19 protein-coding genes (1 of these 19 cut by a window edge) are annotated in these 22,931 nt (G+C 59.2%); 5 read left to right on the top strand and 14 right to left on the bottom strand.

The genetic code is table 11. The annotated features are described in order from the left end of the window. The 8 genes from K3J57_RS13185 to K3J57_RS13220 form a co-directional block, all read right to left on the bottom strand. A protein-coding gene (locus K3J57_RS13185) for a GcvT family protein (protein WP_259796248.1) crosses the window boundary here: on the bottom strand, positions 1-2,407 show its 5' portion. The gene continues 47 nt to the left of window position 1, outside the view; the window shows 2,407 of its 2,454 coding nt (coding positions 1-2,407); its start codon is at positions 2,405-2,407; the stop codon falls past the left edge of the window. Positions 2,408-2,517: 110 nt separating this feature from the next. Further along, complete coding sequence (locus tag K3J57_RS13190; protein WP_259796251.1) at positions 2,518-3,489, bottom strand: GlxA family transcriptional regulator; 972 nt, start codon at positions 3,487-3,489, stop codon at positions 2,518-2,520. A 100-nt stretch (positions 3,490-3,589) separates the two neighbouring features. Continuing rightward, positions 3,590-6,037: a GcvT family protein gene (locus K3J57_RS13195; RefSeq protein WP_259796253.1), complete on the bottom strand. Its 2,448-nt coding sequence runs from the start codon at positions 6,035-6,037 to the stop codon at positions 3,590-3,592. Between the two features lie 38 nt (positions 6,038-6,075). Beyond that, entirely contained in the window at positions 6,076-6,699 is a 624-nt protein-coding gene (locus K3J57_RS13200; protein WP_259796256.1) for a LysE family translocator, read from the bottom strand. Beyond that, positions 6,699-7,073 carry a GFA family protein gene (locus K3J57_RS13205; protein WP_259796258.1) on the bottom strand — a complete coding sequence of 125 codons (375 nt, stop codon included), beginning with the start codon at positions 7,071-7,073 and terminating at the stop codon, positions 6,699-6,701. Before K3J57_RS13205 ends, K3J57_RS13200 begins: the two co-directional genes overlap by 1 nt. 190 nt (positions 7,074-7,263) lie before the next feature. Continuing rightward, positions 7,264-7,833, bottom strand: a complete 570-nt coding sequence (locus K3J57_RS13210) for a helix-turn-helix domain-containing protein (RefSeq protein ID WP_375542845.1) — start codon at positions 7,831-7,833, stop codon at positions 7,264-7,266. Between the two features lie 299 nt (positions 7,834-8,132). Further along, the gene (msrC, locus tag K3J57_RS13215) at positions 8,133-8,588 is read right to left on the bottom strand and encodes a free L-methionine (R)-S-oxide reductase MsrC (RefSeq protein WP_259796264.1); all 456 of its coding nucleotides are present in this window, start codon (positions 8,586-8,588) and stop codon (positions 8,133-8,135) included. A 70-nt stretch (positions 8,589-8,658) separates the two neighbouring features. After that, positions 8,659-9,837 carry a thiolase family protein gene (locus tag K3J57_RS13220; protein WP_259776051.1) on the bottom strand — a complete coding sequence of 393 codons (1,179 nt, stop codon included), beginning with the start codon at positions 9,835-9,837 and terminating at the stop codon, positions 8,659-8,661. A 156-nt stretch (positions 9,838-9,993) separates the two neighbouring features. Between K3J57_RS13220 and K3J57_RS13225 the strand changes: the two genes are divergently transcribed. From K3J57_RS13225 to K3J57_RS13235, 3 genes are all read left to right on the top strand, one after another. Next, positions 9,994-10,341 carry an STAS domain-containing protein gene (locus K3J57_RS13225; protein WP_259773377.1) on the top strand — a complete coding sequence of 116 codons (348 nt, stop codon included), beginning with the start codon at positions 9,994-9,996 and terminating at the stop codon, positions 10,339-10,341. Further along, positions 10,316-10,831: an ATP-binding protein gene (locus K3J57_RS13230; RefSeq protein WP_259785150.1), complete on the top strand. Its 516-nt coding sequence runs from the start codon at positions 10,316-10,318 to the stop codon at positions 10,829-10,831. Before K3J57_RS13225 ends, K3J57_RS13230 begins: the two co-directional genes overlap by 26 nt. 365 nt (positions 10,832-11,196) lie before the next feature. Then, positions 11,197-12,783, top strand: a complete 1,587-nt coding sequence (locus K3J57_RS13235; RefSeq protein WP_259792327.1) for a gamma-glutamyltransferase family protein — start codon at positions 11,197-11,199, stop codon at positions 12,781-12,783. A 22-nt stretch (positions 12,784-12,805) separates the two neighbouring features. On the opposite strand, the gene hspQ is transcribed toward K3J57_RS13235, so the two are convergent. Next, complete coding sequence (hspQ, locus tag K3J57_RS13240) at positions 12,806-13,132, bottom strand: heat shock protein HspQ (protein ID WP_055192984.1); 327 nt, start codon at positions 13,130-13,132, stop codon at positions 12,806-12,808. A gap of 234 nt (positions 13,133-13,366) precedes the next feature. Here hspQ and K3J57_RS13245 point away from each other — a divergent pair, with 234 nt between their 5' ends. Then, the gene (locus tag K3J57_RS13245; RefSeq protein WP_259776054.1) at positions 13,367-13,960 is read left to right on the top strand and encodes a transglycosylase SLT domain-containing protein; all 594 of its coding nucleotides are present in this window, start codon (positions 13,367-13,369) and stop codon (positions 13,958-13,960) included. Between the two features lie 178 nt (positions 13,961-14,138). Here K3J57_RS13245 and K3J57_RS13250 read toward each other — a convergent pair whose 3' ends face one another. The 5 genes from K3J57_RS13250 to K3J57_RS13270 form a co-directional block, all read right to left on the bottom strand. Beyond that, positions 14,139-14,738, bottom strand: coding sequence for a LolA family protein (locus K3J57_RS13250; protein ID WP_259785152.1), 600 nt, complete (start codon positions 14,736-14,738; stop codon positions 14,139-14,141). Between the two features lie 260 nt (positions 14,739-14,998). Then, positions 14,999-15,346 (bottom strand): RidA family protein, encoded by a 348-nt coding sequence (locus tag K3J57_RS13255; protein WP_055192981.1) that lies wholly within the window; start codon positions 15,344-15,346, stop codon positions 14,999-15,001. 99 nt (positions 15,347-15,445) lie between these two features. Then, positions 15,446-18,499, bottom strand: coding sequence for a DNA translocase FtsK (locus tag K3J57_RS13260; RefSeq protein ID WP_259796266.1), 3,054 nt, complete (start codon positions 18,497-18,499; stop codon positions 15,446-15,448). Positions 18,500-18,510: 11 nt separating this feature from the next. Beyond that, the gene (locus K3J57_RS13265; RefSeq protein WP_259796268.1) at positions 18,511-19,692 is read right to left on the bottom strand and encodes an aminotransferase class I/II-fold pyridoxal phosphate-dependent enzyme; all 1,182 of its coding nucleotides are present in this window, start codon (positions 19,690-19,692) and stop codon (positions 18,511-18,513) included. A 589-nt stretch (positions 19,693-20,281) separates the two neighbouring features. After that, positions 20,282-21,613 (bottom strand): amidase, encoded by a 1,332-nt coding sequence (locus K3J57_RS13270; protein WP_259796270.1) that lies wholly within the window; start codon positions 21,611-21,613, stop codon positions 20,282-20,284. A 45-nt stretch (positions 21,614-21,658) separates the two neighbouring features. Between K3J57_RS13270 and K3J57_RS13275 the strand changes: the two genes are divergently transcribed. Beyond that, the gene (locus K3J57_RS13275) at positions 21,659-22,921 is read left to right on the top strand and encodes an FAD-dependent monooxygenase (protein WP_259785156.1); all 1,263 of its coding nucleotides are present in this window, start codon (positions 21,659-21,661) and stop codon (positions 22,919-22,921) included. Positions 22,922-22,931: the final 10 nt, after the last annotated feature.

Below are 22,931 nucleotides of genomic sequence, written 5' to 3' on the forward strand. Positions count from 1 at the left end.
ACGCCTCTGCCTTCACCTTCACACCACAGACGTCGATCTCATAGCTTGAGGCAAGCACCTCGGCTGCTTTCTCACCTTCGCAGGGCACATAGCCAAGACCAATGGCGCCACCAAGCGTGTGGCCGTAATTGCCCGAGCTGAGATAGCCCACATATTCGCCATCCCGCAGGATCGGTTCATTGTGGAACAAGAGCGGTTCGGCATCGGTCAGTTTGAACTGCACCAGACGGGCCTTGGGTCCGGTTTCCTTACGGGCAATCACCGCCTCGCGGCCGATGAAGTCACAGCCCTTGTCGGTCTTCACCGCAAACCCCAGCCCCGCATCAACCACGTGATCCTCACAGGTGATGTCGTGGCCAAAATGGCGATAACCCTTTTCGATCCGACAACTGTCCATCATATGCATGCCGCACAGTTTCAGGCCCAGATCCTGCCCGGCCTCCCAGAGGGTTTCGAACATGTGTCCGGCCATGTCGGCAGAGGCATATAGCTCCCACCCGAGTTCCCCCACATAGGTCACGCGGTGCGCACGGGCGAGGCCCATGCCGATCTCGATCTCCTGCGCGGTGCCAAACGGGTTGGTGGCGTTGGTGAAATCGGCGGGAGAGACCTTTTCGAGCAACGTTCGCGCATTCGGCCCCATGATCGCCAGCACGCCTTCCCCCGCGGTCACATCGGTGATCACCACGTTGAAGTCACCTTTGTGGCGTTCCATCCAGGTCTGATCCGCCAGACGGGTCGCCGCCGGGGTCACCACGAGATAGGCGGTTTCCGTCAGGCGGGTCACAGTCACGTCGGCCTCGATCCCACCTTTGCGGTTCAGGAACTGGGTATAGACGATCTTGCCGTTGGGCACCGCGTAATCGCCGCCCCCCACATAATTCAGGAACCGTTCCGCATCCGGGCCTTCGACGCGAATTTTGCCGAAAGAGGACATGTCATACATGCCGACATTTTCACGCACAGCACGGTGTTCAGCGGCGGAGTTCTCAAACCAGTTCTGGCGCTTCCAGGAATACTGGTATTCCCGCTCCTGACCTTCACTGGCAAACCAGTTGGCGCGTTCCCACCCGGCCAGCTCACCAAAGACAGCGCCCTGTTCCTTCAGGTGGTGATGGAACGGGGTGCGGCGCACACCGCGCGCGGTGGCCTTTTGCCGATAGGGGAAGTGATCGGCATAAAGCAGGCCCAGCGTTTCCTTCGAACGCTCATACAGATATGTCTTATTACCCTGGAACGGCTGCATCCGGCTGATATCCACGTCCCCCAGATCAAACGGTTTCTCACCACTGTCCATCCATTCGGCCAGCGCATGACCCGCCCCACCGGCGGACTGGATGCCGATCGAGTTAAAGCCAGCTGCGACCCAGACATTGTCCATCTCCGGCGCAAGACCAAGGTGATAGGCATCATCAGGGGTAAAGCTCTCCGGCCCGTTGAAGAAGGTGTGAATACCCGCTTCGGCCAGCATCGGCATCCGGTTGCAGGCCGCTTCCAGGATTGGCTCGAAATGATCGAAGTCTTCGGGAAGCTGGTCGAATTCGAACGTGTCGGGGATACCATCCATCGCCCACGGCTTTGCGTTGGGTTCAAAGGCCCCCAGAAGCATCTTGCCCGCGTCTTCTTTATAATAGGCACATTCATCCGGCACCCGCAGCACCGGCAGTTGCGTCAGCCCGTCGATGGCTTCGGTCACGATATAGAAGTGCTCACAGGCATGAAGCGGCACATTGGTGCCGGTCATGCGGCCCACCTGATGGCCCCACATGCCCGCACAGTTCACCACCATGTCACATTCAATATGGCCGCTTTCCGTGCCATTATCCGACACCCAGTCGACACCGGTGACGCGACGCCCCTCTTTGGTCACATCCGTAACCTTGATGCGCTCCTTGACGATACCGCCCCGCTGGCGCGCCCCCTTGGCCAGGGCCAGCGCGATATTGGCGGGGTCGCCCTGCCCGTCTTTCGGCAGGTAGACCGCCCCCTTCACATCCTCGACATTCAGATGCGGATACATCTCTTTCACCCGCGCGGCTGAGATCTCTTCCACCTCAACCCCAAAGGCGCGCGCCATGGCGGCCTGGCGGTAGATCTCTTCGCGGCGCTCTTCGGTCAGGGCCACCGTGATCGACCCGCAGCGCTTGAACCCGGTGGCGACACCGGTTTCTTCTTCCAGGGATCCGTAAAGCTCCTGCGAATATTTCGCGAGCTTGGTCATATTGGCCGTCGCGCGCAGCTGGGCAATCAGGCCGGCCGCATGCCAGGTGGTGCCCGACGTCAGTTGCTTGCGTTCCAGCAGCACAACATCCGTCCAGCCTTTCTTGGTCAGGTGATAGGCCACCGAGCAGCCAATCACCCCTCCCCCAATAATAACCACACGGGCCTTTTGCGGCAGATTGCTCATGTCTTCCCTCCAATCAAAGACAAACACCAGAGTCGCATTTCGCGTTGCTGGATGAGAGTGGCATGGGTCCTGTGTTCATTATATCTGATTTCCGCCAGATTTGTCGGCTATCAGACATAGATCCGCAATCCATCCCCCTGCCTGCGCCACGCGGTTGGGGTCACGCCGAAATGGCGGTGAAAGAGCGAGGAGAACCCGTTTGGAAACCCACAGGCCAGCCCCACATCCCGCACACACATGCGGGTATTGAGCAGGAGCGTATTGGCATGGTTGAGCCGCAGCTCACGGTAATACGCATTGGGGGTGATATCGAAATGGGCCCGGAAATGGCGTTCGAGAGACCGTTCCGAGATCCCCAGCAGGTCCACCAGTTCGGAAATGCGCAAAGGCTCATCCAGATTGGCCTGCATCAGTTCGATACATTGATCCAGCGCCTTGTTGCCGGTGACGGACAATTGCTTGCCGCCAAAGGGTTGCAGGCTGGTGAGCGCACGGATGTTTTCGTGCAACAGGATATCCGACACCGTGGTGATCGCAGCCGCAGAGACATGCTGCCCCAGAAGGGAGAGCGCCAGATCAAAGGTCGAGCCCATACCCGCACTGGTGATCAGGCGCCCGTCATCCGCCGCCAGCGCATAAGAGCCGCTTCCCGGCGTGCCCCGCTCATTCAGGACAGCGCGGTTTTCCCAATGGGTCGTGTGATGTTTACCCTGCTCACCGGTTTCGGCAATATAACGGCTGGCGGCCTCAGCCAGAAGCACCACCTTGGCCCCGGACCACATGTAGGATTTGATCACCGGTTTGATGGACAGTTCCGGGTGATCGGGGTTTGAATTACCAATGACAAAAAGATAGTCCGCCCGGGGTTTCTCGGGGATCGCCTCAGCCATGACAGTCGCCTCGGCCCGACATCGCGTGGGACCGGGGGTGCGGGCGCGAAACGTCCAGCTGAAAGCCTTTTTCGCGGTCACCCGATTGCTCAGCCGCATCACCTCGACCACGGCGGTCAGTTCGGTCAGGACAAAATCATCTGCAATGAGGATGTCGACATGCACGGGCACGCTCTTTGCCGGATCGGTCATGAGTGTCCTCCTGTCTGGAAGGGGGCGCTGCCCCCCGGACTGCGTCCTCCCCCCGAGGTATTTCAGGCAAGAAAAAGGGGGAAGGACGCGGCTTTGCCGGTCAGGCGCGGATCCGGGTATTGTCAGGATCCCAGAGCGGTTGGTCCGGTTGGACCACGGCTTTGCGTTTCTCGCCGTAGATCTCGACCTTAAGTTCGGTGCCGGGGGTGGCCAGTTCCGGGCGCACCATGCCGTAGGCAATCGACTTGTTCACACGATAGCCCCAACCGCCAGACGTGGTTTCACCAACGATCTCATCCCCGGACCAGACGCAGGACATATAGGGTGCATCACAGTCGCCTGCGTCCACCACCATGGTGACAAAGCGCTTTTTCGACCCTTGCTGTTTTTCCGCCAGAAGCGCGGCTTTGCCCGGGAAGTCCTGTGGCTTGTCGAGGCGCACAAACCGCTCCAGCCCACCTTCGAACATCGAGTAATCGGTCGACAGATCACCTTTCCAAGTGCGGTAGCCTTTCTCCAGTCGCAGGCTGTCGAGCGCATACATGCCGAAGGGTTTGGCGCCCGCGCCCAGCAGGGCGTCATAGATTGCGGGTTGGTGTTCGTTGGCGCAATGCACCTCCCAGCCAAGCTCTCCAGCGAAGGAGACACGGACCAAACGACAGGGGGTGCCGGCCACTGTGGCATCCTGATGCGTGAGCCAACCCCGCGACAGGTCGGCATCCGTGCCGATTGCCTCAAACATCTCGCGGGTTTGGGGACCGGTCACGATCATGGTTCCGAACTCGGTCGAATGATCTGTCAGCGAAACACCGGTGGGCAGGCCCTTTTTCAGCACCTCAAAGTCATGCCACTGGGCAGATGCCGCGGTGATCATGGTAAAGTGGTCTTCGCCATGACGCATGCAGGACATTTCGGTCAGGATCCGCCCCCGGTCATCGGCGAAATAGACAAGGTTCATGCGGCCCGCTTTCGGAAGCGCCCCGGTGATGCGGGTGCGCAGGAATTCTGCCGCGCCTTCACCTTCAAGGTCGAAACGTGAGAAGCCGGGCAGATCGAGCACACCGACACCATCCCGCACCGCTTCGCATTCCTCCTTGATGCGGCTCTCCCACGGGCCGGAGCGGCCCCAGGTATGGGTTGCCTCAAGTGAGGTATCATCACCGGGTTGCGCAAACCAATTGGCGCGCTCCCAGCCATTATAGGCCCCCATTACACCGCCCAGTTCCTTGACCTTCGCGTGGACCGGCGAAAGCTTTTTGTCGCGCGCGGCGGGCCATTCATGATGGGGGAAATGCATGGCGTATTCGTTGCCGTAGACCTCCATCCCTTTCTGGTCGCAATAGTCCTGATCGGTGTAGTCGGTATAGCGGCGCGGATCGACCGCCCACATATCCCACTCGGTCGCGCCATCGACGATCCATTCTGCCATGACCTTCCCGGCGCCGCCGCCCTGGGCAATGCCGAAGGTGAAAACACAGGCCTCAAACGCATTCTCGACGCCCGGCATCGGCCCCATCAGCGGCAGGCCATCAGGGGCATAGGGGATCGGGCCGTTGATCACGCTGGACACGCCCGAGCTTTCCATCAACGGCACGCGGGCCATGGCGTCAACGACGATATCCTCAATCCGGTCCAGATCCTGCTGCCAGAGCTGGAAGCTGAAATCCTCTGGCATCTTGTCTTCGCCCAGCCAATGCGCCTTGCAGTTCGGTTCATAGGGGCCAAGGTTATAGCCGTGCTTTTCCTGACGCAGATAATAGGACACATCCACGTCGCGGATCAGGGGAAGCTTTTTGCCGGTCTTTTTGGTGTGGGCCTCGATCTCGGGGATCTGTTCGGTCAGCAGATACTGATGCTCCATCACCATCATCGGCACGGTGCGCCCGCCATAGGGCTTGAACATCTCACCCACACGCTGGGCATAATAGCCCGCCGCGTTGACCACGTAATCACAGTCAATGTCGCCCTTTTCCGTGTGCACAATCCAGGTCTTGTCTTCTTTCTGAGTGACGCCGGTGGCCGGGGTGAAGCGCAGGATCTTCTGGCCCATGTCGCGCGCACCTTTTGCAAGGGCTTGTGTGACCTGCGCCGGGTCGATGTCGCCATCCGACGGGTCCCAAAGAACACCGGCCAGATCATGGATCTCAAGGAAGGGGTATTTTTCCTTCGCCTGTTCCGGCGTCCAGATCTCCATCTCGATCCCCTGATAACGACCCATCGAACAGGCGCGTTCAAATTCCTGCATCCGTTCCTTGGTGTGCGCCAGACGGATTGATCCGGTCTGGTGGTAGTTCATCGGGTAGTCGACCTCTTCGCCCAGACGGGCATACAGCTCGGTCGAGTAACGCTGCATATTCATGATCGCCCATGAGGTCGAAAAGGTCGGCACGTTGCCCGCCGCATGCCAGGTGGACCCGGCGGTCAGCTCGTTCTTTTCCAGAAGGACACAATCGGTCCAGCCTTTCAGGCCGAGGTGGTAAAGCGTCGAGGCACCGACGACACCACCGCCAATGATGACAACGCGGGCTTTGGTTGGAAAGTCAGACATTGCAGTCTCCCTGTGATGCGAGTGTTCTTTTTCTGTGTTCAGTTGAGGACCAGTCGGGCGGCCAGCGCGCCGAAAATCACGGCCGAAATGCGGTTCATGAGGCGGGCGGAGCGGCGGATACGGTCTGCGGCGAGACCGGCAAACACGCCGATCAGCGCGTCCGCGACAAACCCTCCGATCGCAAGAATCACGCCAAGGATCACAATCTGGTGCCACTCTGGCCCCACCTCGGGGCGAATGAATTGCGGCAGGAAGGCGAGGATGAAGAGGATCACTTTGACGTTCAGGATGTTGGTGACAAACCCCCGGCGGAATGCGCGCCACAAATCCGCCCGCCCTTCACGCTTTGATGCGGGTTCAACCGAGCGCCAGCTGCTCCAGGCCAGCCACGCCAGATACCCAGCGCCGGCGTATCGGATCACATCAAGCGCGATGGGCGAGGCCGCGATCAGCACCGCCAGCCCTGCTGCCGCCAGAATGACGTGGCAAAACACGCCCAGAATGATCCCGGCGGTGGCCATCACTCCGGCCTTTGCCCCGCCCTTGATGCTGCTGGCAATGATGAACATCATGTCCGGGCCGGGGGTGACATAAAGGATGATCGACGCCCCGATAAAGGTGATGATCACCCAGGGATCCATGGCAAAAAGCGTCTCGAGCATTATTGATCCTCCTGCGGCAAGCCATCGGCGATCTGGTAGTAATCCCCCTTGTCGGCCACAAAGATGTGTTTCTCGAGCGCAAGCCCGGTCGGACCATCCACGGCACCAAGTGAGAAGCTGATATTGTCCTCACCGACGCCCTGCCAGAACAGGAAGGCACCGCATGTGGGACAGGAACCGCGATTGGCCTGTGGGCTGGCCTGATACCAGCTGACAGGGCCGGTAATGGTGATCTCCTGCGCAGGCACCTGAGCAGACGACCAGATCCCGCCCGACTGTTTGCGGCATTGCGAGCAATGACACATCGAGGCCCCTTTGGGTTTGGCATCCGTTTCAAAATGAATGGCGCCGCAGAGGCAGCTCCCCCTGATCATGTCTTTTCTCCTGTCCAGTTTCTTGGGCCAGTTCCTTTGGCCAGTTCCCCCAAAGTCCCCCGTTCAGAGGGACACACCCCTCTGAACGGGGTCAGTTGGCGTCGATTGCTCGACCCACCGGGAGTTTGACCCGCCACACAACCAACGGCGGTATCAACGGTGTCTTGGTGCCTGATTTTCATCGGCGTGCTCAGTAAACCGGAGGTGCGATCACCCAGATCGCCACCGCCGGTTCGTCATAGGGATTGGCCCATTCATAAGGTTCATGCTTGATGCGAAAACTGTCCCCGGGCCCCACGGAGAAGGAGCGTCCACCAATCACCAGATCAAGCCTGCCGGAGATGATGTAGCCCACCTCTTGCGTGGGGCGATTGGCCGGGGTCTGCATCGCGGATTTCGGGGCAAACGTGGAATGCACCATTTCAAAATCATCGGTCAGGTCCGGCGACAGAAGCTCTTCGCGCAGCCCCTCATCGCCAGATCCCATCGGACGGCGGCTTCCCTCTCGCACCACATATCCCTTTTCCTCTGCCGGTGCCGAGACGTGGGCAAACAAGAGGGACATTGGCACGCCCAAGGCTTTGGCAATGGCGCGCAGGTCGGAAATCGAAGGATCCGACATGTCGCGTTCCACCTGGCTGAGCCACCCCACGGAACGGCCCAGTCGCTCTGCAAGCTCGGTCAAGGTCAGGTTGCGCTGCTTACGAAGCGCGCGCAAATCAGCCCCGAGGCTTTGCGGTTTTGTCGGGTCGGTTTGCAGCACGTCGTGCCCTTTCCTTTGGCCCGGCGGGACGCATCCCTTCAGGCTTGGCGCTAGTATGAAATGAGACGTGAAATTTTCACGCTTTTTTTCACGATGGCGTGGAGAGGGCCCTCATGCAAACAAAAAAACGACATTCAGCCCGTCGCATTCGGAACAGGTTCGACAGCTTTCCCCGTGCTGGCGGTCTGACATGAACAGGCGTGGGGGAGTTTTACTCAAGTCATCAAGGGGCGCTGCCCCTCGCGCTTGCGCGCTCACCCCGAGGTATTTTCAGCAAGAAAAAGGAAAATGGGCGGTCAGCGCGCGAAGGTGGCGGCGAGGATTTGAGAGAGTTTCTCTGCGTCCTCCTCGGTAAAGGCTGCAGGCTGGTTGCTGTCGATATCAAGCACAGCGATGACATCACCGGTCCGGTTGTGAACCGGCAGGACCAGTTCTGATTGGGTTGAGCTGGCACAGGCGATGTGGCCGGGAAAGGCATCAACATCAGGAACCAGCTGCACCTCTCCGGTGCGCGCGGCCGCACCGCAAACACCGCGTGAAAATGGGATTGTGAGACAGCCGTGACCGCCCTGGTAGGGCCCGATCTTCAACACTCCCGGTTCTGTGACACGGTAAAACCCGGTCCAGTCGAACCGGTCATCCGCGTGGTGCAATTCACACGTCACCGTTGCCATCAACGCCACGTCATCGGTTTCGCCTTCGGTCAGAGACGCGATGGTTTTGGCGAGGTCGGTATAATTGATACGGGACATGGGGGCTCCTGACTTTGCAGCAAAAAGGGCGCGGAACCCTGCCGCGCCCTTTCCCTTATAAGATCAGCGATCAGTCGCGTTCAATTGCAATTGCAGTGCCTTCGCCGCCCCCGATGCAGATTGCGGCAACGCCCCGTTTCAGCCCGCGCTTCTCCATCGCGTTCAGAAGCGTCACGATAATGCGCGTACCGGAGGCGCCAATCGGGTGGCCCAGCGCGCAGGCGCCGCCATTCACATTGACCTTATCGCGAGACAGCCCAAATTCATGCATGAACGCCATCGGCACCACGGCAAAAGCTTCGTTCACTTCCCACAGGTCCACATCTTCCGCTTTCCACCCCAGGCGGTCGAGCAATTTTTGCGCCGCAGGCACAGGCGCGGTGGTGAACCAGCCCGGTTCCTGAGCATGGCTGGCATGGCCAACAATACGCGCACGGATTTTGAGGCCCGCTGCCTGCGCCGCCTCCTCTGACGCGACAACCAGCGCCGCGGCCCCGTCGGAAATCGACGATGCGTTGGCTGCGGTGACGGTGCCATCTTTCTTGAATGCAGGCTTCAGCGCCGGGATTTTTTCGGGCCGGGCATTGCCGGGCTGTTCATCTTCGCTGACGACAACTTCGCCCTTGCGGGTCTTGATGGAAACCGGAGCAATCTCACCCTCAAACCCCCCGGATTTCTGTGCCTCCAGCGCGTTTGACAGCGATTTCAGCGCATATTCATCCTGCGCCTCGCGGGTGAATTGAAACTTCTCGGCGCAGTCTTCGGCAAAGGTGCCCATCAGGCGGCCCTTGTCATAAGCATCTTCCAGACCATCAAGGAACATGTGGTCCACCACGGCGCCATGACCAATGCGGGCCCCGCTGCGCATTTTGGGCAGGATATAGGGTGCTTCGGTCATGCTCTCCATGCCGCCGGCAACCATGATGTCGGTGGCACCCAGGGCCACCTGATCAAAGGCAATCATCGTGGTCTTCATACCGGAGCCACACATTTTGTTCAGGGTTGTCGCAGGCACGTCTTGACCAAGCCCGGCGGCAAAACCGGCCTGACGCGCAGGGGCCTGCCCCTGGCCGGCAGGCAGCACACAGCCCATCAGCAACTCTTCGATCTGGTCCGGCTTGGCACCTGCGTCTTCAAGAGCAGCCTTGATCGCAGCACCGCCCAGCTCAGACGCGGTCACACCGGTGAAAGCCCCCTGAAAGCCTCCCATCGGGGTACGAGATGCCCCGGCAATCACAACATTCTTCATGGCCCTCTCCAATTCCTTGAAATTCCTGCCTTCCGCTTACCGAATGGTAACGATCCACGTCTAGTCTCATTCGAAAGTGACCCGCCGTAACAACGAGATCCAAACGGGTTTGTGCGGCGTATGAGAGAGTGAACCCACACCGTAAGGAGATTTGACGTGCAACTGACCTTTGAAGATTTCGGCCAAACCCGTGTCATCACCATGGGCGAAAGTCGTATTGATGCTGCGATCGCAATTGCGTTCAAAGACAAGATGCGAGAGCTGACCGATGGAGGTCCAAAGCGTAACATTCTGGACATGACAAAGGTCGAGTTCATTGATTCCAGCGGACTGGGCGCCGTCGTGGCCTCCCTTAAACAAGTGGACGCAGACTCCAAACTTGAACTGGCCTGCCTGTCGCAAACCGTCACGCGGGTGTTTCGACTGACCCGAATGGACACTGTTTTCACCATCCATGCCGACCTGCAATCTGCCTTGGATGGCGGCATGGAAAATGCAGTTTGAAAGCCTGTCATTCATGGGCCACGCACGCGATATCAATTCTGGCACCACAGCGGCCGCACATTCCGGGCTGAACTTGGTGTTCCCAGGTGACGCGTTGGCCGTGCGCGACGCCTTGCAATCCATAAGGGATCAGCTGGAAACCCTTGGTATCCGTGATGACATCCAGGGCACCTTAGAAATTGTCTTGGCTGAAGCGCTGAACAACGTGGTGGAACACGCCTATCGCGACCTTTCAGGCGTAATCGAGGTCACTTTGCACCGACAAGGCAGTGACCTGTGGATCAGTATTCTGGATGACGGGCACCCGATGCCGAACGGTGAACTTCCGGAGGGCGAACCTTATGATCTTGAACAGATGGATAGCAATCTACCCGAAGGTGGTTTCGGGTGGTTTCTCATTCGCGAGTTAACACAAAACCTAAGCTATGATCGTAGCGGCTCCCAGAACAAGATGACCTGCTCCATTCCACTGGAGAACAGCCTGTCCTAAAACTGACCTGTGTACAAATGGGTCGCCCAAACGCTCCCATTTCTTTCGGGGGCGTTTTCTCTGTCTCTCAAGTCTCTTCTGCAATCAATTTGACTTAACTGCATTTGGAACCTTACACACTCGCCCCCAAATTGCCCCAGTTCCACCCTTTTGCAGACAGAAACAAATGACAATGTGATCTGGTAGCGTAAGAGCTTGCCCCGATGCCGCAAATCACAGCCCCCACCCAGTTCGCGGCGTCGGGGAAACACTCAACGCATTTTCCAACCAAGATTATCGCACTGCTTCAGGGCGGTTTGAAATCCCGGCAATGATCAGTAAGATCACGCTATCCTCCCCGTAAACAACCGTGTTGAGGTTTGAACTTGCGCGATTTTCATTTGCCAGGACGCTCCCCTGTTTTTGCCCCCAACGCAATCTGTGCAACATCCCACCCTCTTGCAGCCCAGACAGCGCTCGACATTTTGAAAGCCGGAGGAAATGCGGTGGACGCAGCCTTGGCCGCAGCCTTTCTACTGGGAATCTGCGAACCCGCCATGGCTGGAATCGGTGGCGACTGTTTTGCACTTTTGTCTCCCCCAAATTCTGATGAGATCATTGCCCTGAACGGCTCAGGCAAGGCGCCAGCGGGTTTGGAGGCAGAAACCTTGCGTCAGTCAGGCCACAAGGCCATGCCCCTGCGCGATGCCCAATCCGTCACTATTCCGGGCGCAATCGACGCCTTTTGCCGCCTGTCTGCGGACTGGGGTAAGCTCGGACTTGAGCAGATCCTTGCCCCCGCAATTCAATACGCCGAACAAGGTGTCCCGGTGGCACCGCGCGTAGCATTCGACTGGGACATCGCTGCCCGAAGCAATATTTTGCAAGGGGCCGCCACGAGCTTTTATCTCAAATCGGGACACGCCCCTTTGCCCGGCGACCTTTTTCGCGCCCCAAAGCAGGCCGCCGTTTTGCGACGCATTGCGCAACAAGGACGGGAAGGCTTCTACACCGGCGAGGTGGCGCAAGACATGGTGGATAGCCTGCGCGCGCTCGGGGGAACCCACGAGATGCAGGATTTTGCCGAAACGGCAAGCTTCTATACAGATCCGATTTCCGGTTTCTACAAGGGAACTGAGTTGGTTGAGCACCCCCCAAATGGGCAAGGTGCAACCGCGATTCTCATGGCCAAGATGCTGGAGTGTTTCAATCTTCCGGATCTGCGCGCAGAAGGTGCGGCCCGCATCCATATTGAGGCCGAAGTGGCCAAGCTGGCCTATGACGCCCGGGATCGCTTTATCGCCGACCCGTCCCTGTCCACACGGCTGGACCACATGATTTCCACCGACACCGCGGAAAAACTTGCCGCTCGCATTCACCCAACAAAGGCTCTGCACTCAGCCGCTAGGGTTTCAGAAGCGGTTCACAAAGACACTGTTTACCTCACGGTGGTCGATCAGAATCTGATGTCTGTTTCGCTGATCTACTCGATTTTCCACAGCTTCGGATCCGGGTTGGCATCAGATAAATTTGGCATTCTGTTTCAAAACCGAGGCGCAGGTTTCAACCTGATCCCCGGTCATCCGAACGAAGCAAATGGTGGAAAGCGCCCGATGCACACGATTATCCCGGGGATGATTCGCCAGCATGGAAAAGTCATTCTGCCCTTTGGTGTCATGGGGGGCGCCTACCAACCCACGGGACATGCCCGTTTCCTCAGCAATCTGGTGGATTATGGCATGGATATTCAGTCCGCCATTGATGGTCCGCGGGCATTTGCCGATGGAAACATATTGAAGCTGGAGCGGGCTTACCCGGATACTGTGGCCGCCAGATTGGTTGAAATGGGACACCGTGTTGAAATCCCAGAGGTCCCGATCGGTGGTGGACAGGCCATTAGAATCGACCATCAAAGGGGCGTCCTGATGGGGGCATCAGATCATCGAAAAGATGGCTGCGCTATCGGTTACTGATTGAAAACAAAGGGTTTTCGGATCAGTTCAGTTGAAAATGCAGCGGGTATTGCCCGTCCTCAAATTCACCGAACATATCGGGCAGATCAGGGTGGCTCACCGGCTCTCCGGAATAATCCGCAATCAGGTTCTGTTCGGACACGTAAGCCACATAATAGCTCTGATCGTTTTCGGCGAGCAGATGATAGAAGGGCTGATCTTTTGAGGGGCGGCTGTCCTCGGGGATGGCGTCATACCACTCCTCGGTGTTCGAAAACATGGCATCGACATCAAAAATCACCCCGCGAAACGGATGTTTGCGGTGGCGCACAATTTGGCCCAGGTGATATTTCGCGTGTGTCTTCAACATCTTTTAGCCCCTATATCCGTTACTACCGCGTTAACACCCGAGGGTCCATGCATGGAGGCCGGAAATATTAGAAACAAATTGTCCTTCATCAGCAGGTAGCAACTTTCCGCCTCTCCTTCGGACCGTCTCGCGCATCATCTCTCGACCCCCTCATTTGTGATCAGTTGGTCCGTTTTCAAGCCCTCGCAAACCGTGTATGCTGGGACCAATAACAAACAATAGCGAGTTAGGCAGATGAGCAGCTTTCTTCGCACCGTAGTCATTAGCGGCCTTGTTTTAGGCGTCCTCGCAGCCTGTGGCGGCGGCGGATCAAAGGCACCACGCAATCTGGACAACGCGTGCAGCATTATCAAACAGAAGCCCAAAATTTATCGGGCTATGAAAAAAGCCCAGCGAAAATGGGGGGTTCCGGTGCATGTGCAGATGGCCGTGATCCATCAGGAATCAAAATTCGTGGCCGATGCCCGCACCCCGGTGAAATATGTTCTGGGCGTTTTGCCAATGGGACGGCAGAGCTCGGCCTATGGCTATGCACAGGCTCTGGATGCCACCTGGAAAGAATATCAGCGGACAGAAGGGGGGCGCGGTGCCAAGCGCACGGACATTCGCGATGCCACGGATTTCATGGGCTGGTACATGACCGAAACCACACAGATGACCGGGATTCCCCTGTCGGATGCGCGAGGGCAATATCTGGCCTATCACGAAGGACGCACCGGGTATCTACGCGGTAGCCACAATGGGAAGACCTGGCTTTTGAACGTGGCCAACCGTGTTCAGGACCGCTCCTACATGTATCGCTCACAATTGCTGAGCTGCCGCCGGTAAAGCAGGATCCGGCCCCTACCAAACCGGAAGGGGCCGGTAAAGTGTTTCGACTTATTATTGAGGCACAATAATGAGGCGAAACGCTCGAAACCTACTGATGTTGCGGGCGTTACTGTTGCGGACGTTACGAAATCAACTTGTGCCTCAAGTTAATCTCGAAACGCTTTAATCCATTGATTTATTGCCTTTTTCTGATCTCTTGATTGATCGAAAACAGCTTGTTGGGCAGATCACCCCCCTTGTTCAACTCCCCAAGTATCACCGTCGTTTCAGTGCCGCTGTCATCGGTGATGATCCATTGGCGCAGCTCTGTCGGGCTGGATGTGAACATCAGTTTGATATTGCCATATTGCGGGTTGTCCGGGTCCTGTGCGGTGATGGTCGTGGCGGTGCCGTCATAGCTGTGCCCCGTCACCATCTTGGCGCGCGACAGGTCAACCGTCTTGGCGAGGATCACGGAAAGCGGTGTGCGGCTGAGCGGATATTGCGATGGGCCAGCATTAGATTTCCCATCAAAAACAGCAACTTGCTGGCTCCCTACCACGACAAGAGCCTTTTCCGGCGGGTTATATTCAAACCGGGCCTTCCCCGGCCGTTTGATATAAAACGTCCCGGTGGACAGCGTCCCATCACCATTCAACTGGGTGAACTGCGCTTGGGCGGTCTGCAAACCATTGAGATAGCTTGAGATTTCCTTCAGCGAAAGTTTCTCGGCCAAAGCGGGTGCTGCGCTGAGCATCACCCCGGCGGCGGCAATCATCATACGAAAAGCGTTCATATATCCTACCTTCTGTTCGGGACCAGTTTGCCCCTTTTCCACAGAGGATTTAACCCCGAACCTCGCGTGATAGGCGATAACATGCGCGTGTCATACCACGTCATCACGCGGGAAATTCGGATACGGCCAGTCAGGGCCGCAGCCCCGTGAAACTTTAAAGTTTTTAAGGTCTTCAATGGACGAAGTTTAAAGTTTCTGACGGTGAAATACCGGAACTTTAAAGTTTTGCGCCGCGGCAAAGGAGGCCACGGCGCAAGAAATCACTCGTCGTAAGCAGCGGTGATGATCACCTCAACCTTGAGATCCGGACTGGCAAGATGGGCCGATCCGCAGGCGCGCGCGGGCGCGTGGCCCTTGGGCACCCAATTGTCCCAGACCGCATTCATCTCATCGAAGTCTTTCATATCATCCAGCCAGATGATCGCCTGCAGCATCTGTTTGGTCGACGATCCTGCCTCTTCCAGCAGCGCCTCAACCCGTTGCAGGCATTCGCGGGTCTGGTCCGCCACGCTGTCGCCGCGATTGCCGACTTGGCCACAGAGGTAAACCACCCCTTTATGCTTGACGATCTTGCTCATGCGATCGCTGGTGTAACGTCTTTGAATCATGTCTCTGCCTCAGAAATGCGCGACGCGAGTCGCGGGGGTCTTTTCCGCCCTCTACGTTCGGTGCTTTAGATTACTCTTTAGTTGTTTTTGAACGACCCGTTATTGCTGCTCCGGGATCAGAATCTCGCGCTTGCCCACATGGTTGGACGCCGACACAAGACCTTCGTCCTCCATCTGTTCAACCAGGCGTGCGGCCTTGTTGTACCCGATGCCCAGTTTGCGCTGGATATAGGAGGTCGAGCATTTGCGATCCTTGATCACAATCGCCACCGCCTGATCGTAAAGTGCATCTTCGCCATTGGTATTCCCACCGGTGTTCAGGCCAAGCACCGCGTCGATATTGTCGGCCTTGTCGTCATCGGGCCCATCGACCACGCCGCCGATATAGTCGGGCGGGCCGTAGGATTTCAGATAGGTGACAATTTCCTCAACCTCTTCATCCGACACAAAGGGGCCATGCACACGGGTGATGCGCGCGCCACCCGCCATGTAAAGCATGTCCCCCATACCAAGGAGCTGTTCGGCGCCCTGTTCGCCCAGAATGGTGCGGCTGTCGATTTTCGACGTCACCTGGAAGGAAATCCGGGTGGGGAAGTTGGCCTTGATCGTGCCGGTGATCACGTCCACAGACGGGCGCTGGGTGGCCATGATCAGGTGGATACCGGACGCCCGCGCCATCTGCGCAAGCCGTTGAATACACGCCTCGATTTCCTTACCCGCCACCATCATCAGGTCGGCCATCTCATCGACGATCACCACGATATAGGGGATTTTCTGCGGCGCGAATTCCTCGCTTTCAAAGATCGGCTCGCCGGTCTCATCGTCAAAACCGGTCTGCACTGTGCGCTCGAACATCTCACCTTTGGCCAGCGTGTCGGCGACACGGCCATTGTAGCCTTCGATATTGCGCACACCCATCTTGGACATTTTGCGGTAGCGATCTTCCATCTCGCCCACCACCCATTTGAGCGCGACCACGGCCTTTTTCGGGTCGGTCACAACCGGGGACAGGAGGTGCGGGATGCCGTCATAAACGGAAAGTTCCAGCATTTTCGGGTCGATCATGATCATCCGGCATTCTTCCGGTGTCAGGCGGTAAAGCAGCGACAGGATCATGGTGTTGATCGCCACGGATTTACCGGACCCGGTGGTGCCCGCGATCAGCAGGTGGGGCATTTTGGCGAGGTTCGCGACGATGGGGTCGCCGCCGATATCCTTGCCCAGTGCCAGCGGCAGACGCATGTTGGCGTCGCCGAAATCACGGGTCGAGAGGATCTCACGCAGGACCACTTTTTCGCGGTTGTCATTGGGCAGTTCGATGCCGATCACGCTGCGGCCTGGCACGGTGGACACACGGGCCGACAGCGCGGACATCGAGCGCGCGATGTCATCCGCCAGGCCAATCACCCGGCTGGCCTTGAGGCCCGGCGCCGGTTCCAGCTCATACATGGTGACCACGGGGCCGGGGCGGACCGAAACGATCTCACCTTTGACGCCATAATCATCCAGCACCGTTTCCAGCATCCGCGCGTTTTCCTCAAGCGCCTCGTCAGACAGGTGATGGCGGTCGATGGTGACCGGATCGGTGAGCAGGCCCAGTGGCGGAACTTCGAATTCCGGGCGGTTGTCGTCGAATTTCAGGCTGGGCTGGGCTTCGGCCTTGGCCTGTGTCGAGGGCTGCGCGGGTTTGCGGGTGTTGTGCTGAACCACCTTTTTGGCAGGGGTCGAGAACCCGGCCTGGGGCGGGGTATAGACGCGCGGCACGTCCGCGGGCGCATCCATCAGGTTTTCCACCACCAGATCGTCCTCTTCCTCGGTCATTTGCGGGGCGGGGGCGACAGGAATGGCGGCGGGCATGCTGTCATGCGGCATTGCCATCGACATCGCCTCATACTCCGCCATGGGATCATCCATCAGCGGGGCCTCAACCATCGGGGCTTCGGGCGTGGTGTCAAGGATCATCGGATCGGGCTTGCGACGGTGGCGCGCCACGGCACGTTCCAGCGGCGGCTCATTGCGCATGGCGCCGGGGGCATGGGGGATCGGGGCATGGCGGGCGCGGTTTTTCAGCGCATTGGCCACCTTGGCTTTGATACGATCCTCACCGCCCAGACCTTCGGGGATCTCACCTTCAAAGGCGGGGTTCTCCACCAGTTCCGGCGGGGGTGTCGGCTGCGCACGGCGCATGATTGCCGCCAGAAGGCCCGGTTTCTGCACCGGTTCCGGCGCGGGGGCTGCCATCAGCAGATCCGGGTCCTGCGACAGCGCAGCTGCGCTCATCGGCGGCTCAACATGGGCCGGTTGCATATGGGGTTCAGGGCGGCGCACGCGCGCGGCCCGCAGGGGCGGCGGGGCGGCGAAATCTTCATCCTCAATCAGGCTGTCTTCTGCCGCTTCGGCGAGCTCACGTTCTTCGGCGCGGGCCATTTTGCGAGCCTGATGGCGCGCATAAAGCCCCTTTGCAGTCACCGATGCGCCCATGGCGGCACCTTTTGCGGCCCCTTTGGCACCACGGCCCAAGAGCGACATCACGCCAGCATAGCTCATGATCAGGCCAAACAGCAGGAAGTGGCCAATCCGGCTTGCCTCAGCCTTGTTCAGGCCCAGCGCATAGCCCAGCACCACCAGCATGGCGCATGCGGACACAATTGACATCAGCTTCAGCCCGACCCCGGTGGTCACCGGCAGGGCCGCCAGGAACGCACCCAGAACCGTATCCCCAAACAGACCGCCCAGTCCGAAGCTGTGGGTCCACTCGGGCCCCGGCACCAGGGTTGAGGCGTAAACAGCAGCAACCGCGACGGCAATCGGGGCGAAAATCCCCCGCGAAACGGCCCGTTCGCTGCCCATGTGGAATGCAAAACGCCCCCCCCAAACCACGAGGATCACCGGCAGAACCCAGGCACCCAGACCAGAAATCACCGACAGCGGTGAAGCAATGAACGCCCCCACCAGCCCCAGCGCATTTTTCGCGGGCGCATCGGTTGCGGACATCCAGCCCGGATCCTCGGGCGAGTAGCTGCCGAGGATAAAGGCGATGACAATCCCGGCCACCATCAACCCGATGCCGATCAGTTCCTTGCCACGCTTTTCGATCACCGCCTGGGTGGTGCTGTCAAAGATCGGATTCCGTTGTTTCGCCTGAAACGCCATTTCGCCAAACCTCACGTATAGAGACAGTCACGAAGCTGGATCAGCCCGCGCCGCATTTCTTCTTTTGGGGCCACCATCGCGGCCCGAATATACCCTTTGCCGGGGTTGAACCCGTCCACTTCGCGCGACAGGTAAGCGCCGGGGAGGACCCGCACGCCGGTCTCTTGCCAAAGCTTCACGGCCGCCGCCTCTCCATCCTCGACCGGCAGCCAGAGGAAGAACCCCGCCTCGGGCGACATGTATCCGGGCACACCGGAAAACACCTCATCCGCGATGGTATATTTCTCCTGATACAGCGCGCGATTCTCGGCCACATGCACGTCATCAGACCATGCCCGTTCCGACACGCGCTGAAGGGGCAGCGGGATCGGAGCGCCCGCATAATTGCGCAGGCGACGCATCCGCACGATGCTTTCCGGCCCGGAGGCGACAAAACCCGAACGCAGCCCCGGCAGGTTGGAACGCTTTGAAAGGGAATGGAAAATCGTCACCCTTTCAGGATCCGCCCCCCCTTCCTGCGCCACGGCCATGGCACCGGCGGGCGGTGTGTCACGGTAGATCTCGGAATAACATTCATCCGCGAAAATCTTGAAATCGAACTTCTCCGCCAGCTGGATCAGATTGGCCCAGTAATCGCGGTCTGCCACCGCGCCCTGCGGGTTGGCGGGCGAACAGATATAGGCCACTTCGACCCGGTTCAGCACCTCGGGCGGCAGGCTGGTGTAATCGGGCAGATGGCCGGTGGCCGCGGTGGCATGCACAAACATCGGCTCTGCCCCGACGCTGCGCGCGGCCACGGCATAGACCTGATAAAACGGGTTCGGCGTCAGCACAATCGGCTGCTGCCCGCGCGCGGTTTCCTCGGGGCAGAGCGCCAGAAGGGCGTTGTGCAACCCTTCGCGGGTGCCGTTAAGCGCCATGATCTGCGCCTCGGGCATGTCCACACCATACCGACGTTTCAGAAACCCCGAGATGGCCGAGAGCAGCTCGGGCGTGCCCTCATTGGTCGGGTAGCGCCCGAATTCATGGGCGTGTTCATTGATGATGCCCATCACCCAATCGGGGAAGGCGTGTTTGGGTTCGCCAATGGTCATATGCACCACATCACCCCCCGGATCGAGGTGATCCAGAAGCGCGCGCAGGCGCGGGAATGCATAGGCTGGCAAGCCGGAATACCGCTCGGGAAACGTCATTTGGAACGTCTTTTTTCTGCCTCAGATATCGGGATCATGTCGCCCCGTTTTTATCCACAATAGGCCGCAAATTTGCCGCGGTCCAGAAAAACCCCATTATTTTCGCGCGTTGCGGCGGGAAGGTGTGGTTTTTTGGTCAGTGGGGGAGGGAGAGTGTTGGCACAAAGGTGGCCGCGCGAGGCGGGGCGGTCGTGCCCCAGGACATGTCAATGTCCGCGCTTATGACGTTTTGTTCATCTCGATGAGCCGTTCAAAACAGAATTCACAAAGCAGGCCTATCTTGGCAAATGCTTCAGTCTCATCATTCCATTCTTCACCATGGTTCATGAGAAATTTGTCGCATTCCTCACACCATCCGTTGTATTGCCCGTCTTCATCGCGAACGAATACCAACCCTCTCCTACGCCCATCGCGCAATGAGGTTAGAGAGTGGGAGCACGCATAAGCTGGATTTGATGGGCCATGCAGATTGCAGTGAACTTTCTTTTCTTCTGGTGATCCCATCCGTCCCCTCCGGGCTTTATTTAATGCCCCAAGTCGGACCTTAGTGCCTGGTGCAGCATCCGTCCACACGGGCTCAAACCAGACTTCACCCCTCCCCCAACACCTCCGCAGCGGCCCCCAGCCGCAGCAAGCGCTCTTCTGCCCTCGGTTCCCCTAGGAACATGACCCCCGTAGACGGCACCCCGGTCGGCAGCGTCAGGCCACAGCTGCCCATCAGGTTGCCGATGCGGGTATTTCTGAGCGCCCAGAGGTTTTCTTCGACGTAATAGTCACTGTCGGTCAGCAGGCGCTGCATGTTGGGTGGCAAGATGGTTGAGGTCGGCAGGACCACGGCGTCAAAGCCTGCGGTTTGCGCGTGGAACTGCGCGCGCATCTGATCAAGCGCCTGCCAGGCCTGCACAAACTCCACCCCCGAAAACTGCCCGCCAGAGCGGAACCGGTCACGGATCTCAGGAAACATCAGGTCGGGCTGCGCTTCGATCTGGTCTTTCCAGATGCCATAGGCCTCGGTCGTGAACAGCACGCCGGACAGAGCCAGCGCCTCTTCCACCACGGGCAGATGGGCGCGGGTGATGTCGGCGCCTTGGTCGCGCAGCCGCCCAATTGCGTTTTCAAAGCCCGCGCGCGGGGCGTCGCGGGCAGCGTCCAGCCCGTTTTCCAAGACCATAAGCCGGGCGCCGGAAAGCGTGGCCCCGCGCAGGTCAGCTGGCCTGCCCCCCTCAAGCGCGGCCAGCATCAAAGCGGCGTCTTCCACAGTGCGGCAAAGCGGCCCCACCGTGTCGAAACTTTTGACCAGCGGCACCACGCCTTTCAGCGACAGGCGGCCAGAGGTGGTTTTCAGCCCAACCAGATCGTTCCACGCGGACGGGATCCGCACCGACCCGCCGGTGTCCGACCCAATCCCGCAAGGGGCCAGGTCAAAAGCAACCGAGGTGGCCGCGCCGGACGAGGACCCGCCCGACACGGCGTCAGGATCATTCACGCAAGGTGAGGTGGCCGTGATCGGGTTGAGGCCCAGACCTGAGAAAGCCAGCTCGCTCATATGGGTTTTGCCAAGGCAGACCAGCCCCTGTGCGGTGGCGTTTTTCAAGACCTCGGCATCCTCGGTCGGGATGCGGTTTTTCAGGAGCGCCGACCCGGCCTCGGTCGCGACCCCCGCCGTGTCAAACAGGTCTTTCCACGAGATCGGAACGCCATCGACCAGCCCCAGACGCTGGCCGGACTTGGCGCGCAGACGGGCCGCTTTCGCCTCGGCCATCGCGCGACCCTCGGTCAATCGGGCATAGATCCGGTCGGCAAAGGGGTGCGCGCGGATTGCCTCGAAATAGCTGCTGACCAGATCCACCGGGTCGATCTGCCCCGCGCCAATACCGCGCCCCAGATCCCCCACAGACATTTTCAACCACGCACGGCTCATGACATTCTCCTCATATCCGCGAGGACGGTAGCGGCAGGATCGCACATGGACAATCCCCCGCAATCGCGCGAGAAAGGGGGCATGAAACTGGATGCTGATATTCTGATCGTGGGTGGCGGGCTGAATGGCCCGGCGCTGGGGCTGGCGCTGGCGGATTGCGGCTTTGACGTCACCATCGTGGACGCGATGCCCAAGGGCACGCGGGGGGCGGATGATTTCGACGGGCGCGGCTATGCGCTCGCCCTTGCCTCTCAACGCCTGCTTTCAGCGATTGGCGTCTGGCCCAGGGTGGCCCCACATTCCCAGCCGCTTCTGGATATCCGCATCTCGGACGGGCGCGCGGGTGAAGGCCCCGGCCCGTTTGTGCTGGAATTTGACCATGCCGAGATCGACGAAGGCCCGATGGGCTATATGGTCGAGGACCGGTTTCTGTCCCGCGCCTTTCTGGACGCGGTCGAAGCGCATCCCAAAATCACCCTGATTGATCAGGAAACTGTGGTGGCGCAAGAGGTGGGGCCTGCCTCTGTCGCGCTGACACTGGGGTCGGGTAAAACACTCACCGGTCAGATTGTGGTGGGCTGTGACGGGCGGCGCTCGGGCACTTGCGAACGGGCGGGGATCAAACGCTGGGGCCATGATTACGGGCAAACCTCTCTGGTCTGCGCCGTGGACCACGCGCTGCCGCATAATGGCGCGGCACACCAGTTTTTCATGCCCCCCGGCCCCTTGGCGATCCTGCCACTGCCGGGCAATCAAAGCTCCATCGTCTGGACCGAAAGCCACGAAGAAGCGGCGCGCATTCAGGGGCTGGATGACGCGGGATATCTGGATGAGCTGCGCCCGCGCTTCGGGTCGTTCCTGGGGGAGATCGGGTTGGCCGGGAAACGCTTCACCTATCCCTTGAACCTGACCGTGGCCGAGGCGTTTGTGTCTGACCGTCTGGCGCTGGTGGGGGACGCGGCACATGGGATGCACCCGATTGCCGGGCAGGGTCTGAATGCCGGGTTGAAGGACGTGGCGACGCTGGCGGAAGTGCTGGCACTGGCGCGGCGTCGCGGCGAAGATATCGGCCGGATCGACGTTCTGGAACGGTATCAGCAATGGCGGCGCTGGGACGTGATGCAGATGGTGGGCGCAACCGAGCTGACCAACCGCCTCTTCTCCAACGATAACCCAATCCTGCGCGCCACCCGCGACATTGGACTGGGGGTGGTCAACGCCTTCCCCGGCCTGCGCCGTGGCTTCATCCGCGAGGCGGCAGGGTTGACGGGGGATCTGCCAAAGCTGTTGCAGGGGCGGCAGATCTGACCCGACGCCC

It is taken from the genome of Aliiroseovarius crassostreae (assembly GCF_025137635.1).
Lineage (GTDB): Bacteria > Pseudomonadota > Alphaproteobacteria > Rhodobacterales > Rhodobacteraceae > Aliiroseovarius > Aliiroseovarius crassostreae.